General features: G+C 49.1%; 13 protein-coding genes. 8 read left to right on the forward strand and 5 right to left on the reverse strand.

The window, feature by feature from the left end; all coding sequences use genetic code 11:
• Positions 1 to 98: 98 nt before the first annotated feature.
• Positions 99 to 1739: a phosphoglucomutase (alpha-D-glucose-1,6-bisphosphate-dependent) gene (gene pgm, locus B036_RS0120735; RefSeq protein WP_020570655.1), complete on the reverse strand. Its 1641-nt coding sequence runs from the start codon at positions 1737 to 1739 to the stop codon at positions 99 to 101.
• A gap of 172 nt (positions 1740 to 1911) precedes the next feature.
• On the reverse strand, positions 1912 to 2097 hold the full coding sequence (locus B036_RS0120740; protein WP_020570656.1) for a hypothetical protein: 186 nt from the start codon (positions 2095 to 2097) through the stop codon (positions 1912 to 1914).
• A gap of 256 nt (positions 2098 to 2353) precedes the next feature.
• Here B036_RS0120740 and B036_RS0120745 point away from each other — a divergent pair, with 256 nt between their 5' ends.
• A complete protein-coding gene (locus B036_RS0120745) occupies positions 2354 to 3613 on the forward strand; it encodes a serine hydrolase domain-containing protein (RefSeq protein ID WP_020570657.1) in 1260 nt (419 codons plus the stop codon).
• Between the two features lie 313 nt (positions 3614 to 3926).
• Here the strand turns inward: B036_RS0120745 and B036_RS0120750 are convergent, their stop codons facing one another.
• Together B036_RS0120750 and B036_RS0120755 are read right to left on the reverse strand one after the other, a co-directional pair.
• A complete protein-coding gene (locus B036_RS0120750; RefSeq protein ID WP_020570658.1) occupies positions 3927 to 4271 on the reverse strand; it encodes a DUF779 domain-containing protein in 345 nt (114 codons plus the stop codon).
• A 222-nt stretch (positions 4272 to 4493) separates the two neighbouring features.
• Positions 4494 to 6017 carry an aldehyde dehydrogenase family protein gene (locus B036_RS0120755; RefSeq protein WP_020570659.1) on the reverse strand — a complete coding sequence of 508 codons (1524 nt, stop codon included), beginning with the start codon at positions 6015 to 6017 and terminating at the stop codon, positions 4494 to 4496.
• A gap of 452 nt (positions 6018 to 6469) precedes the next feature.
• Here B036_RS0120755 and B036_RS0120760 point away from each other — a divergent pair, with 452 nt between their 5' ends.
• From B036_RS0120760 to tnpA, 7 genes are all read left to right on the forward strand, one after another.
• Positions 6470 to 7363 (forward strand): AraC family transcriptional regulator, encoded by an 894-nt coding sequence (locus tag B036_RS0120760; protein ID WP_020570661.1) that lies wholly within the window; start codon positions 6470 to 6472, stop codon positions 7361 to 7363.
• A 107-nt stretch (positions 7364 to 7470) separates the two neighbouring features.
• Positions 7471 to 7929 carry a hypothetical protein gene (locus B036_RS0120765; protein ID WP_020570662.1) on the forward strand — a complete coding sequence of 153 codons (459 nt, stop codon included), beginning with the start codon at positions 7471 to 7473 and terminating at the stop codon, positions 7927 to 7929.
• 733 nt (positions 7930 to 8662) lie between these two features.
• Positions 8663 to 10567 carry an acetate--CoA ligase gene (acs, locus tag B036_RS0120770; protein ID WP_020570663.1) on the forward strand — a complete coding sequence of 635 codons (1905 nt, stop codon included), beginning with the start codon at positions 8663 to 8665 and terminating at the stop codon, positions 10565 to 10567.
• Between the two features lie 383 nt (positions 10568 to 10950).
• On the forward strand, positions 10951 to 12855 hold the full coding sequence (locus B036_RS0120775; RefSeq protein WP_020570664.1) for a hypothetical protein: 1905 nt from the start codon (positions 10951 to 10953) through the stop codon (positions 12853 to 12855).
• A 193-nt stretch (positions 12856 to 13048) separates the two neighbouring features.
• Positions 13049 to 14149 carry a restriction endonuclease gene (locus B036_RS0120780; RefSeq protein WP_020570665.1) on the forward strand — a complete coding sequence of 367 codons (1101 nt, stop codon included), beginning with the start codon at positions 13049 to 13051 and terminating at the stop codon, positions 14147 to 14149.
• A 182-nt stretch (positions 14150 to 14331) separates the two neighbouring features.
• Complete coding sequence (locus tag B036_RS34620; protein WP_406603398.1) at positions 14332 to 14574, forward strand: transposase; 243 nt, start codon at positions 14332 to 14334, stop codon at positions 14572 to 14574.
• Complete coding sequence (gene tnpA / locus B036_RS34625) at positions 14522 to 14773, forward strand: IS66 family insertion sequence element accessory protein TnpA (protein WP_406603399.1); 252 nt, start codon at positions 14522 to 14524, stop codon at positions 14771 to 14773. The genes B036_RS34620 and tnpA overlap by 53 nt, the downstream gene beginning before the upstream one ends.
• Here tnpA and B036_RS34630 read toward each other — a convergent pair.
• A partial coding sequence (locus tag B036_RS34630; protein ID WP_020570667.1) for a transposase domain-containing protein occupies positions 14712 to 14954 on the reverse strand: 243 nt, incomplete at its 5' end. The two genes, tnpA and B036_RS34630, sit on opposite strands and share 62 nt — an antisense overlap.

The following is a 14954-nucleotide window of genomic DNA, read 5'->3' on the forward strand; positions in this document are numbered from 1 at the left end:
AAAGTTGGTCTGACGACTAGGGGAATAAATGGGAAGAAGTGGCGCGCACGCAGGGTGCAAGGTTAGGGATAGAAGAGCCAGGGACGGCGGTTGCGGCCCTAAGCAATGGCATCATTAACCACCTTCTGAGCTTCTTCCTGCAGCTGCTTCAAATGTTCTGCGCCTTTAAAGCTTTCAGCATAAATCTTATAGATATTCTCTGTCCCGGATGGTCGGGCGGCAAACCAGCCATTAGCCGTCTCCACCTTTAAGCCTCCGATGGCTGCGCCATTACCCGGAGCATTAGTTAAAATATTGGTGACTTTCTCTCCTGCGAGCTCAGAAGAAGTGATCTGTTCTGCAGACAGTTTTTTCAGTTTATCCTTTTGCTCAGGCGTAGCCGGAGCATCAATCCGATCGTACACCGGTTCGCCAAATTCTTTGGTAAAGCCCTGGTAGATTTCAGCCGGATCTTTACCCGTTCTCGCCGTAATTTCTCCGGCAAGCAGGGCAGCAATGATGCCGTCTTTGTCTGTAGACCAGACCTTGCCTTCCCTATTCAAAAAGGAGGCCCCGGCGCTCTCCTCTCCGCCAAAGCCAAGGCTTCCATCGTAGAGGCCATCCACAAACCACTTGAACCCTACCGGCACTTCCACCAGCTTACGCCCCAGTTTTTTGGCAACACGGTCAATCATTTGGCTGCTGACCAGGGTTTTACCAATCCCTGTTCCTGCTCCCCACTGAGGTCTGTTCTGAAACAAATAGTCGATGGCTACGGCCAAATAGTGATTCGGTTGCATAAGCCCGGCGCTTTGGGTCACTATGCCATGACGATCATGATCCGTATCGCAAGCAAATGCCACCGGATATTTATCTTTCAATTGAATAAGCCTTTGCATGGCATAGCTGGAGGATGGGTCCATTCTGATTTTCCCGTCCCAGTCCAAAGACATAAAACTGAACGTATGGTCTACTGAATCATCCACTACCGTAAGGTTCAGCTTGTACCGGTCAGCGATTCGTTGCCAATATTTTACGCCCGCACCACCAAGAGGATCTACCCCCATCTTAATTCCCGATTCCCTGAGTAAATCGGTATCAATTACCTGGCTTAGGTCAGCAGTGTAAGCTTCCAGGAAATCATATCGTTTCGTAGTGGAAGCACTCAATGCTCTGGAAAGTGGAATCCTTTTAACCGCCTGAAGTTTGTTCTCTAATAGCTCATTCGCCCTGGATTCAATCCAGGAAGTTACTGATCCCTCTGCGGGTCCACCATTGGTCATATTGTATTTGAATCCCCCGTCTTCCGGAGGATTATGAGATGGCGTAATAACGATTCCGTCGGCCAGGCCGGTTGTCCTTCCTTTATTATACTCCAGTATGGCATGGCTTACAGCAGGCGTTGGGGTATACTCATCATTGGAAGCGATCATGGTGACCACACCATTTGCGGCCAGTACCTCCAGGGCTGTCGCCTGTGCAGGCGTAGATAACGCATGGGAATCAATCCCCACAAAAACAGGTCCGTTTATGCCTTGCTTTTCCCGGTAATTACAAATAGCCTGGGTTGTTGCCAGGATATGCTGTTCGTTAAAGGAGTTACTTAACGAGGATCCCCGATGACCAGACGTTCCGAAAGACACCCGCTGTTCTCGCTTAGACGGATCGGGGTCTTGCTTGAAATAACTCGTAATTAGTTGGGGAACATTAACCAGCTGGTTCTTAGCCGCTGTTTTTCCTGCGTTTGGATGGATTGACATAGGTTACTTTTTAGCAAAAAACACGATCTGGCTTCTACTCCCTCTTTAAGAAGGCTTCTTTGGGGGCCGTTACCGAAAGTTAATTTTTGCCGGTTTTCATAGCTAAAATGGAAGCAGATAGTCGCAGCTGCGCTGGACATCTTATGGTGACAATGATACGAAGAAGTGGAGACTAATCCAGCCCCGAAAACATCCACTCGAAGCCAGAGGCATCGATTACTACTGAGCCGAAGGCCTTAGTCTTAGGCTTGAATGGGCGCTGGTACAAACCATCGTTTAGAGGAGCAAGGTGCTTAATTGCCTGTGTGGCGACAACTCCCGCGTTAAAAGTTAGGTCTCTTATTGAAATGGTTAACATACATTACCTGAGGTATGTAAAACAAATTGCACAGGCCAAAGTCGTCAGACCAACTTTTATCCGGCTACGCCAAGCTAAAAGAATTGGTCGGACGACCGTCCAAGCCATTGTTAGCCGTCCGACGACTACTAAGTTAGCATCTAGGTGCAGTTTGTTATCCATTCATCTGAAGGTCGAAATAACGAACCCAATTTGGCCCTCCCACCCCACTATGCGAAACCTTTTCACCTCACCACACTCCCCCAAAACCTTACCCATGCACAAACTTATTCTCTTCCTAGTGCTGCCCCTTTTACTGTCAGCCTGTAACCAAAACCAGCCAACCGCCGACCCACCAGTCAACAAAACCGAACTCGCCCGGGAAGCCCTGACCGCCCAACTGGATTCCATCCAACAGAACGGAAAAATCCCCGGCTTCGCCGTGGGCATCGCTAACGCTGATGGTACCCTTTATGCCAAGGGCTTCGGTTACGCCGACATCGCCACCAAAAAGCCGTACACCGAGCATACGGTCCAACCGATTGCCTCCGTCTCTAAAACGTTGATCGGCATCGCCCTGATGAAAGCCAGGGAAATGGGTAAACTGAAGCTCGACGACCCGATTCAGCAGTACCTGCCCTTCCAGGTCGGCAATCCCAACCACCCCGACCAGGTCATCACGATCTGGCACCTGGCCACCCATACCTCTGGCATTAATGATACCGACGAATACATGAATCGGTCCTGGATCATTCGTCCCGGTCAGGACCTGACCGGCATCAGCACTGACTACCCCGAGCAACGCCTCAACCCAACTGAAGCCGACATCCCGTTGGAGCAATACCTGAAGGGCTATCTGGAGGTAGGTGGCGATTATTACCTGCCGGAGAACTATACCGAATTTGCTGCGGGAGAACGTTATAATTACTCCAACATCGGTGCTACAGTAGCCGCCTTAGTGATCGAAAAGGCGACGGGCCAGGCCTACGACGCCTTCACCCGGGAGCACATTTTAGCCCCCCTGAAAATGAACGACACGGGCTGGGCGCTGGAGGAAATTGACCCATCGCAACATGCAACGTTGTACCGCAACGATGATTCGGTGCTTCCGCTGTATTCCGCCATTACCTATCCCGATGGCATGCTGCTCTCCTCCAGTAACGACATGGCGAAATACCTGACGGAACTGATCAAAGGCTTTTCCGGAACGGGTACGCTGCTCAGCCAGGAAAGCTATGAAGAACTATTTACCGTACAGCTCGACGAAAGCCACCAGGAAGACCGAAATCCGGACAATCCGTACGACGAAGATTACGACCCCGCCATTTTCATGGGCCACAGCGCGCTTGGCTACGTGGGGCATTCGGGCGGAGACGCCGGCGTGGCCACCTGGATGTTCATCAACAAAAAAACGAAGACCGGCCGGTACATCGTCATCAACACCGACATGGGGAACGACGAGCGGGCCCGCGAGCTGGAATACTACGCTGCCTGGGATGCTTTGGAGGCGTTTTTGGATGGGCTGGATGATGAGTAGTGGGTAGTCGGTAGTGCCCGTCACCCATGGCAAGCCTGCATTACCCACTTTTGGAAACCTAAGAAAAGAGGTTTGCTTATCGGATGTGGGGTGGTTATAATTTCAATTCAGGAGGCTTTCGATGAAGCGCTCGTCGGCCGAGGAATTCCGACCATCTACGACCTCTCGGCCGACGAGTCAGGCCCTGCGGGCTGCCTCGGCGGACGGGCGGTCTTAACCCTATGAGCAAAACTCTAACCACCCAATATCGGATGAAAAAAGCGGCGCAAGCCCTCCACCGTTCTTTGCACCTGCGGCCCCGCCCAAAAAACACTTAGGCCTGTCCATCCGCCTCCGTAAGCAAGCGCGAATCGATCACGAAGCGCAAGCCCAAAGGAATCTCCGCCGAAAAGCTGGAGCCCCGCCCTTCCGTCACGTCGAGGGTAAGGTGGGTATGCTTCCAGTAATCGTATTGGAATTTGGACATGTAATACGGGCAGCCGTGGACTTCCCCCAGCAACTCATCGTTGTCGTCAATGTAGAACTCTCCGTCCGGAAAGCACATGGGGGAAGAGCCGTCGCAGCAACCGCCACTCTGGTGAAAAATGAGCGCGCCGTGCTTGGCGCGCAGGCGATCAATTACTTCGCGGGCGGCGTCGGTGATGTCTACTTTGGGCATGGTTGGGTTATTTAGTTTTTGTGGAGACCGCTCGTCCGCCGAGGCGGCCTGTAGGGCCTGACTCGTCGGCCGAGTGGTCGTAGCTCGAAATCCCTCGGCGGACGAGTCAGCTCCTGCGTCGCGCCTCGGCCGACGAGCGATTCGTCCAGATGTAAAATATAAACCGGTCAGCACACAAAAGCGCACTGACCGGCTAAGAAAAACACTAGGAACAGTCAGCGCCTAGAAGAATCCAAGCTTATCCTTGCTGTAGCTGATGAGCATGTTCTTCGTCTGGCGGTAGTGGTCGAGCATCATCTTGTGGTTCTCACGGCCGATGCCTGACTTCTTGTAGCCGCCGAACGGGGCGTGCGCGGGGTAGTCGTGGTAGCAGTTGACCCAGACGCGGCCCGCTTTGATCTTGCGGGCGATGCCGTAAGCTTCGTGCGTGTCGCGGGTCCAGAGGCCCGCACCTAGTCCGTAGAGGGTGTCGTTGGCGATCTCGATGGCCTCCGCTTCGTCTTTGAAAGTAGTGATGCACACTACGGGACCGAAGATCTCCTCCTGGAAGACGCGCATTTTGTTGTTCCCCTTCAGGACGGTCGGTTTGATGTAGTAGCCGCCGGAGAGTTCATCGACGTAAGCCGCTTCCCCACCGGTGAGGACCTCACAGCCTTCTTCTTTACCGATTTTGATGTACTTGAGGATCTTCTCGTACTGGTCGCTGCTCGCCTGAGCACCCATCATGGTGGAAGGATCCAACGGGTGGCCCATTTTGATCGCTTCGACGCGCTCGATGAAGCGCTCGACGAATTTGTCGTAGATGGACTCATCGACAAGAATGCGGCTCGGGCAGGTACAGACCTCGCCCTGGTTGAGGGCGAACATGGCGGCACCTTCGAGACACTTGTCGAAGAACGCATCGTCGGCGTCCATAACACTCTTCATGAACACGTTCGGGCTCTTACCGCCAAGCTCCAGCGTAACGGGAATGATGTTTTTACTGGCATACTGCATGATCAGCTGGCCGGTGGTGGTTTCACCGGTGAAGGCGACCTTGCAAATGTCGGGGTGGCTGGCCAGCGGCTTGCCGGCCTCAATACCGAAACCGTTGACGATGTTCAGTACACCTGCGGGCAGGATGTCTTCAATCAGTTCCATCAGGATCAGGATGCCGACGGGCGTCTGCTCGGCGGGCTTCAGCACGATGCAGTTACCGGCAGCAAGGGCGGGGGCGATCTTCCAGGTGGCCATCAGGATGGGGAAGTTCCAGGGGATGATCTGTCCGACTACGCCAAGCGGCTCCCAGACGTTCATGGAGACGGTGCTGCTGTTGAGCTCAGATACTCCACCCTCTTCGCCGCGGATAACGCCGGCGAAGTAGCGGAAGTGGTCGACGGCCAGCGGCATGTCTGCCGCGCGGGTTTCGCGGATGGATTTACCGTTGTCCCAGGTTTCGGCGCGGGCCAACACTTCGAGGTTGTCCTCCATTACCTGGGCAATTTTGAGCAGCAGGTTGCTGCGCTCGGTGGCAGAGGTATTGTTCCAGTGATCGGCGGCCTTCCAGGCCGCAGCCACGGCCTTGTCGATGTCCTCCTTGGTGGAACGGGGGATGCGGGTAAAGGACTTACCGTCTACGGGCGAAGTATTGTCGAAGTATTCGCCGTTGGTCGGTGCGGTCCACTTTCCGCCAATGTAGTTTTCGTACTGGTCTTTAAATTTGGGTACCGCCAGCATTTCGGCGGTGGTAGTTGCTGTGTTACTCATGATCGAATTGGTTTTTTTATTGGTTTGTAAGAAAGGTTGAGATGATTCGGTTTTGGGCGGAGGGCAAAGTCTTCGCTCGTCGGCCGAGACGGGAGAGAAACGACCTGGCTCGTCCGCCGAGGGGAGGCTTTGCGATTATTTGCGAACGGCTCCTGGATCTTAAATCGTCGGAAGATCTTTTGTCCGACGACTTTAGCGATTAACCTCCTCCGAAGAGAGGATTTATAGTCATTTGCCAACCGCTTCCTCGGCGGACGAGTCAGCTCCTGCGTCGCGCCTCGGCCGACGAGCAAGCTTGAATCCAAAGATATTCCCCAACTTTCTCATCTCCTTGCACGATCCCACCAACTACTTGAACAATAGACGCATTCTTTTGTAGGTTACCATAATAACGGAACATTATACGGTCATATTTCCTAATTTTAAGGCAACCTTCCGATAACCGAGACCACATGCTACAGCTCACCGCCGATCGCCTCTCCCCCAAGCACCTGCATACGCTGGTGGAGAATCGTACGACCTTCAGCCTCGAATCCGCTGCCCTGAATCTGTTCGAGACACATGAGCGGGCGGAAGCCGTCCACCTTCGTTTTGACACGCCGGTGCTGGCCACCATGATCAAGGGCCGCAAGGTGATGCACCTGCGCAAACAGCAGGGCTTCAATTTCCTGCCCGGCGAATCCATCATGATGCCACCGGAAGAACTGATGGTGATCGACTTCCCGGATGCGCAGGAAGGTCGCCCCACCAAATGCCTGGCCCTGGAGATCGATCCTCACCTGATCGCCAAAGTGAGCCAGGGCATGAACGAAAAACGGCCGCGCTCCGACGGTTTTACCTGGGGACAAGCCAACAAAAACCTCCACTTCGCCAACGACCCCGCCATCACCCAACTGATCCAGCGCATGGTTTACCTGTGCGCGGAGGACCACCCGTCGAAAGACGTTTTCCTGGGCATGTCGCTTCAGGAACTGATCATTCGCTTACTGGAAATGGAATCCCGGCAGCAACACGTCAAGGACCTCGAAGCGCGCGCCACCAGCCAGCCGATTACCGCCGCCGTTGCCTACATTCTGGCACACCTGGACGAGCGGCTGACGGTGGAATGCCTCAGCAAACTCGCCTACATGAGTGAATCCAGTTTCTTTCGGGCTTTCCGCAACGAGATGGGGATGTCCCCGGTAGAATTTATCAACGAGGAGAGAATTAAACTCGGGGCAAAATTACTGCGACAGGGCAAGCACAGTATTCAGGAAGTAGCCATGCGCTGTGGCTTCAACAGCGCCAGCTACTTTACCCGCGTGTTTAAGCGAAGGCTAGGGGTACAACCTACTAATTTCCGGTAGCCGCTGGTAGCCGCCGGACGGTAGGGGGAGAAAGAGTTGTTATTTTTTATTTCGGAACCTTTTGGTAAAATCACAGTTAGAGTGGCAGATCAAAACTTGATTACCAAATGAAGCATTTATTTTCTCTACTCCTTCTATCCTTCCTATTCGTGGCCTGCGGTGATACTGCCCCTGCCACCGAGGAGGAAACTACTACCATGCCAGAGGCTGACAAAGCAGCCGAAGATGCCATGGAAATGGCCAAGCCTGACCCCCTGCTACAGGGTACGATTGATGCCGTCACTTCCGCCGGTGGAGACCTGCTGGCACTTTCCCCCGGTGCTGCCGTAGGCAACATTGACAGCTGGATCACCAAGCTTGGAACCATGAGTGGCACTGACGCCATTGTCGGTGACCTGAAATCACTCAAGACCGAACTTACGGCGGAGAGCATTGACGGAACAAAGGTGTCCGGACTGCTCTCTTCACTGGCCACCCAAACCCGTAGCCTGGAAGATAAGGCTCCCGCCCTGGGAACTTTAGCTACCGTACTCCAGGCAGCTGCCGATAAACTGGCTGGCAAGTAAGTATCACTTAGGGACGCGAACAAAATAAAGTGACACTCCTGAGTGTATTATTTAATTCGCGTTCCTTAGTTGCTGTACGTTAATTTTTTCGACCGTTAGTGCGTTAGTTTTGCTGGTAGAAATACCGCTAACTGACACACTAGCGGTCGAACTAATTTTAGGGACATCCTAAAATACCGTTTCCTGCGACAGCCTAAAATATATTCATCACGAAGTGGTTTGGGACTTCGTCCAGGGCAACCAATGCGTATTCGCTGCGTGAAATTATGGCGGGAATGACGGTTTTCCAAGGACCCAGGGTTGCACCGGCCAAAATCGCTCCGCTCCCTTGCCCGGATCGGGCTACAAGCCTACGGTATACACACATCTTTACATGGTCCCTCGCAGTTCGGTTTTACGCCCCCGAGGAACTTTTGGCCGACTGCGTCAGGCCAAAAGATGCCTAGGAGGAGAAAATCACTACGTTTTTGTCTTGACCAGAGGCGTTTTCTCCTCCGAGGCGTCGAGCTGGCGCAGCCGCGAGCTCCTCGGAGGTGTAAAACGACGGTCGGGATCACTAATGTAAACTTGTGTATATCCCGTAGGCTACAAACCCTCAACCATTCTTTGCACCTGCGGCCCCGCCAAAAAAACAAAGCTATTCACTACCTTCCCCCTACCAGAGAATTTGACAACCCGACAACTCGATAACCAGACAACCCGATAACTCGACAACTCGACAACTCGATAAAACATGCTCCCAACCCAAATAACCTCCTTCGAACACTACCAATCCGAATACGCCCGCTCCGTCAAAGACCCCGAAGGCTTCTGGGCCGACCAGGCGAGTACCTTTGAATGGCGCAAACCGTGGGACAAAGTGCTGGAGTGGGATTTCGACGGCCCCAGCGTAAAATGGTTCCAGGGCGGTAAACTGAACATCACCGAAAACTGCCTCGACCGCCACCTCGCCGAGCGCGGCGACCAAACCGCCCTACTCTACGAGCCCAACGAACCCGGCGATCCGGCGCGGCACATCACGTACAATGAACTGCACAGGGAGGTCTGCAAAACGGGCAACGCCCTGCGCGAACTCGGTATCGGAAAGGGCGACCGCGTCTGCTTCTACATGCCGATGGTGGCCGAACTGGCCATTTGCGTACTGGCCTGTGCGCGCATTGGGGCCATCCACTCCGTCGTCTTTGCAGGCTTCTCTGCACAGGCATTGGCCGACCGGGTCAACGACGCAGATTGCAAGATGATCATCTGCTCCGATTACAACAAACGCGGGGCTAAAAACATCCCCGTCAAGGAAGTTGTGGACGAAGCCATGGCCATCGGTTGCCCCTCCGTGGAGACCGTGCTGGTACACAAAAACACCGGTGAGGACATTGCCTGGGACAACAGCTACGACGTGTGGTACCACCAGCGCGTCAAGGACCAATCCGTGAACTGCCCCGCAGAAGAAATGGACGCCGAAGACGTGCTGTTCATCCTCTACACCTCCGGCAGCACGGGCAAGCCCAAGGGCGTGGTCCACACCATCGGCGGGTACATGACCTTCACCGCCTACAGCTTCCTCAACGTGTTCCAGTACCAGCCCGGCGACGTGTACTGGTGTACGGCCGACATCGGCTGGATTACCGGCCACAGCTACATCCTCTACGGGCCGCTGCTCTGCGGCGCGACCTCCCTGATGTTTGAGGGCGTACCGACCTACCCCGACGCTGGTCGGTTCTGGGAAGTTTGTGCGAAGCACAAAGTCAACCAATTCTACACCGCTCCCACGGCCATCCGTGCGCTGATGGCCAAGGGCGAGCACTTCGTGGAAGGGCACGACCTGAGTGACCTGAAGGTGATCGGCTCGGTCGGCGAACCCATCAACGAGGAAGCCTGGGAATGGTATAAAAAGCACATTGGCAAGGATACCGTCCCGGTGGTCGACACCTGGTGGCAGACTGAGACCGGCGGTATGATGATCACTGGTGTAGGCGGGCACAGTCCGCAGAAACCGACCTTTGCCGGCTATCCCCTGCCGGGCATTCAGCCGTGTCTGGTCGACAAAGACACCATGGAGGAAGCAACGACCAATCCTGCCGCCGGCCTGTTGGCCATCAAGTTCCCGTGGCCCAGCATGCTCCGCACCACCTGGGGCGACCACGTGCGCTGCAAGAACACTTACTTCATGACCGTCCCCAACATGTACTTCACCGGCGACGGGGCGCGGCGTGACGAGAACGGCATGTACCGCATCATCGGCCGGGTCGACGACGTGATCAACGTATCGGGCCACCGCATGGGTACGGCCGAGGTGGAGAATGCCATCGATGAGCATCCGCTGGTGGTCGAGTCTGCCGTCGTCGGTTATCCGCACGACATCAAAGGCCAGGGCATTTACGCCTACGTTATTGTGGGCGAGGGCGCAGGTGCAGACGACGCTTTAAGGGCAGAGATTGTAGCCGTCGTTCGCAAGGAAATTGGACCGATTGCTAAGCCGGATAAGATTCAGTTTGTTTCGGAGCTGCCTAAGACGCGGTCTGGGAAGATTATGCGTAGGATACTTCGGAAGGTTGCTGCTGGGGAGGGGGATTCTTTGGGGGACGTTTCTACTTTGCTTAATCCTGAGGTTGTTGAGGAGGTTATTTTGGGGAAGTTGTAGGGGGGTATTATTTTTGGATCGCTGGTTTAAATGGATTAATGCGGATTGGGATGGGGCTTATCTGTGTTAATCTGTGTAATCCGTTGTCATCTGTGATTCTAGAATGTGCTTGCGCTGGGGGTTGGGTTGCGTAATTGCTAGGCATTTCTAGCATATTTTACAACATGGTTGTTGGGTAATTGCTTGATATGTTGTGTGAACATGCAATTGTGGGCTGGTGGTTTTAGTTGGGAATGGGTAATTATTGTGGAATTTTGAGGTATTTTGGGGTTCAGAGATAGTTGGCATATGCGCAATGCGTATATGAGGTTGCCAGGCGCAAACAAAAAAACTAATAGTCTCTAAAAAACCAACAATTTAGACAATTTTGTTATCTTTGAAGAATGGATGCATTTAATATTTTCCGGATAAATTGTTGGCTTGAAGATTTAGAAGGTGAGAACTATGAAAACTCAATTATAGCTATAGTCCTCGAGGCTCTGATAGCAAAGGATAACGAAGCTCAATCAAGATTGGGCCTATTTATGTTTGTGACTAACAGAATGGGCATCAAAGTTCCTTTCGATAAATTTAATCAATTCTTAGAAAGGGACAAGAAACTTCTTATCGAGCCATTAAAGGATGACATGTTAGTCTCAATCCATCCAGATAAGCTAGAAGAAATTTATGAGCGAATAGATAAATATTCAATAGAGAAGCATGTTAATAAATTTATAACTAATAATAAAGTTGAAGACAAATACAAAAAATCTATATACGATATTCTTTTAAAGAGTGTCTATATTAATATAAATACTTTTGTTACTGACGATTTAAAAAGTTTGATTAGTGAAGATGTGAAAAGGCATTTTGAGCCAGATGAAATTGATTTGTTCAACCAGTTCCTAGCATATGATGATGCAGATAAAAACAGATCAATTTATTCACTTTTCAGCAAGTCAATTGAATTTGCTATTCTAACTTCAGGAAGAGGTGTATCTTCAATCGGAGGAGAAATATTTAAAGGGAAAGAGTATTTTCTAGATGCCAATATTGTCATACGTGCGATCGGTGTTGACGGTGATGAGAGAAAAGAAAGTATCGTGAATGTTCTGGATTCATGTTTAAATTCTGGAATTATATTTAAGATATCTCGGGTTACTAAAAAGGAAATAGATGAAATAATTGAGACTAAGAATAAACAAATTAAGCGTAAAACGACAAGAGCAGCAGAACAAATTCTGCTTCCAATTTTGGACGATTTACCATTCAATAATTCCTTTGAAACGGATTACCTAAAAAAAAGAAAATCAAATCAAGTATCATCTCCTAATAGGTATAAATTGCACTTGTATGAAGAACTAGAAAAGTTTTATTCAAAATACGCTATTTCCATTGAGAAAATTGCGGGATTAAGAAGTAAAGAATTTACAGATTATTCCAACTTTCTTTATGTTCAGAAAACAGAATCTTATGGAAAGAAAAGTTATCAGCGAGCCGCATCTCTAGTTGATGCAAAAAACATCTTGCATGTAAGATCTATTCGTAGCAGCAACAACTACAACTATAAAGATGTTAAATCTTTCTATTTAACTACAGATGCTTCATTAAATGAAATTGTAGCCTCAGAAAACATGTCTAGAATTAGTGAAACAATACTACCATCACAATTATTTATTGTACATAACTCATTTACTAAAAAAGAGGCCGTCGAAGACTACAATGACTTTGTAAAATTTATTAAGTTAAGGAGATCTAGCTTCAAATTTCCAGGTCAAGACATATTTAGATACTTAGCACAAGTAAAGCCTATTACATCTAATCCCGTCGATGTAAAAAATAGTATAATCGCATACTGTAACTACAGATATGAGAATAGAGATAAATTTAGATTGAAAACCTTAGAAATTATTCCATTAGAAGACTTCACTAAATCTCACTTTGAAGAAGTCCTTGCTGATAAGAGATTAGATGCTTCAAAATACCTTGATGCTCGTACTAAGGCTATAAAAAAATTAGACGATTCAGATGTACTAGCTAATTATATCACATATGCAATTGAATTTTTGATTCTTGTTCTCATAAGTGTAACTGTATATTACATGAGTAAAAATGCTGCTTCCTCATTGATCGTCACAGCATTAATTGTTTTACTCAGAGTTATTATATTTTTCTTTAGAAAGGACTTCTCTTTAAGAAACACAATCAGGTTTATAATTTTTCGATTTTTATCAAATAGAAGTCCATTTTGTAAAGTTTATCCTGACGATGAAGAGTACATGAATCAGATAATTTTAAGGCAAAAGTAAATGCGCCTAAAATTTAGTGGTCAAATCCAACGGAGCGAAGCGAAGCCTGGAGTAGACGTCGTGTTGAACTACCCCGCCTACACAACCATTGTTATGGGTATTGAGCCGAGGCGTATAAGCCTGATATCGAAACCTGACAATATTGAATCATCCTTGTATATTAATCCAACAATTTGCTCTAAATATCTATTAAATGCTATACAAAGACCCACCAGAGGTGGACTATTTTCCAGTCGACACACTTGGAAGCCATAAATTTTCTGACGAGAAAGAAAACTGGATGTTTTTCACCGATTTAGATGAGCACATAGTTGAAAACCTATACTTCGAGGTAAATGTTTTCTTCAACAACTTCAAGAGAAAGCCAGGAGCCGTTGCTATTCTAGAATGGAAGTACTCTAGGTGGATGAACTATAATCCAATCCCTCATATCTCAATGAGAGATGCATTAGACTATGTTGTAAGGCAAGTGTTATTGACATCATTGGAATCAAAAGGCTACGGAGTTTCTTTGAGCAATTATTTTGAAAGTGATATGGATTATCGAATGATGGATGTCGATTATAATCCTAATTTCGATGAGGATGAATTCGATGACAGGGATTTCGACCTCTCTTATTCTGATAGAGAGATAAGTATAATTTTGAGATATGAAGATAATGACAGGTATGATCATACATTTTTAGAACTATATAAAATTACTAGTTCTTTACTCAAGAAACTAATAGCTGATGTAAACACATATTCAGAATTCATGATGAAATCTAGAAAATATTTCCTTGAAAGGACTGTTAGTTTAAAAGATTTTACAATTCCCTACTTAATTGCACAGTTAAGAAATGCTAAGACCAATGATCAAAAAGGAAAATCCTTAGAAGAATTGTGTGCGTTCTTCTTACAAAAGATATCAGGCTTTACGGTTAAAGAAAGAATCATCACTTCAAATGAGGAGATAGACATAGTAGTTTACAATGGATCTGAATTATCGCCTTGGAAATCAGAAAGCAATTTTATTTTGGCTGAATGTAAAAATTGGACGAAGAAAGTTGGAAAAAATGAATATGTCGTCTTCAGAGATAAGTTAGTCAATCGAAGTGGCAGAGCAGAGATAGGAATTTTCATTTCGACCTCTGGTTACACAAAAGGGTTTTACAAAGCTAGGATTAGAAATTCGAGAGACAGAATCATAATATTAGATATAACTACTGACGAAATTATTGAATGTCTCGAAAATGGAATTCAGGCGCCTTCAGATTTTTTGGAGCAAAGATTTATTGAGACCTCAATGGAATGAAAATGGGGAGCATTACATAAAGTGCATCAATAGTTATTCCTAAGATTGAAAAATCAAGAGATAAGGATTAGAAAGCTATGTTCCCCGTACTTGGTGGAGCGTAGTGTACGCTTCCCATTAGACGCCACCACGATTTAGTAGAAAGATAACCTTATCTTACTCACCCTCTAAATCGCGCCAACATGCGGAAAAGTAAATTCACAAAGTCTCAGAAACTTGAGGTCCTGGCCAAATGGGATGCCGGGGCAAAAATCGACGACCTGTGTCGAGAGTATCAGATCAGTACAGCTACGCTTGTAACCGTCCGAGCAACCCCATCTTGCCCACCCCCAATCCGCACCAGAGCTTTGCCCCGAACCAAAGCAGTAAGCTATGCGCCACCCCCCCGCAGCCATCCGTCAATTCCTCCTCGAGCAATCGCTTAGCGGTCAGACCGTCGCCGACTTCTGCGATGACCACGAACTAAAGGTGCCGACCTTCTACTCTTGGAAGAAGAAATACGGGCAAGCGCAGGTGCCCGTCGGGGAAGGATTTTGCAAGATAACGGTAACCGTCCGAGCAACTACAGGCCGCCGCCTTGTTTTTCCGCCCACCGCTCCGGCAACAACTCCTCCAACCGATTAACCGGATGAGCACCGATCCTGCCTAAGACGTCAGCCAGCCATTCCCAAGGATTAACGCCAGCATATTTGCAACTGGCGAAAAAGCTGTACATCATCGCCGCCCGTTGAGCGCCCTTATGGGATCCGGCAAATAAATAATTCTTCCGGCCCAGGGCCAGCGGCCGGATGGAGTTTTCGATCAA

This window comes from Neolewinella persica DSM 23188, assembly GCF_000373105.1.
Classification (GTDB): domain Bacteria; phylum Bacteroidota; class Bacteroidia; order Chitinophagales; family Saprospiraceae; genus Neolewinella; species Neolewinella persica.

Coding starts and splice junctions, on each gene's coding strand:
- pgm (WP_020570655.1), bottom strand. CDS start 1,739: ATGTCAATCCATCCAAACGCAGGAAAAACAGCGGCTAAGAACCAGCTG.
- B036_RS0120740 (WP_020570656.1), bottom strand. CDS start 2,097: ATGTTAACCATTTCAATAAGAGACCTAACTTTTAACGCGGGAGTTGTC.
- B036_RS0120745 (WP_020570657.1), top strand. CDS start 2,354: ATGCACAAACTTATTCTCTTCCTAGTGCTGCCCCTTTTACTGTCAGCC.
- B036_RS0120750 (WP_020570658.1), bottom strand. CDS start 4,271: ATGCCCAAAGTAGACATCACCGACGCCGCCCGCGAAGTAATTGATCGC.
- B036_RS0120755 (WP_020570659.1), bottom strand. CDS start 6,017: ATGAGTAACACAGCAACTACCACCGCCGAAATGCTGGCGGTACCCAAA.
- B036_RS0120760 (WP_020570661.1), top strand. CDS start 6,470: ATGCTACAGCTCACCGCCGATCGCCTCTCCCCCAAGCACCTGCATACG.
- B036_RS0120765 (WP_020570662.1), top strand. CDS start 7,471: ATGAAGCATTTATTTTCTCTACTCCTTCTATCCTTCCTATTCGTGGCC.
- acs (WP_020570663.1), top strand. CDS start 8,663: ATGCTCCCAACCCAAATAACCTCCTTCGAACACTACCAATCCGAATAC.
- B036_RS0120775 (WP_020570664.1), top strand. CDS start 10,951: ATGGATGCATTTAATATTTTCCGGATAAATTGTTGGCTTGAAGATTTA.
- B036_RS0120780 (WP_020570665.1), top strand. CDS start 13,049: ATGCTATACAAAGACCCACCAGAGGTGGACTATTTTCCAGTCGACACA.
- B036_RS34620 (WP_406603398.1), top strand. CDS start 14,332: ATGCGGAAAAGTAAATTCACAAAGTCTCAGAAACTTGAGGTCCTGGCC.
- tnpA (WP_406603399.1), top strand. CDS start 14,522: ATGCGCCACCCCCCCGCAGCCATCCGTCAATTCCTCCTCGAGCAATCG.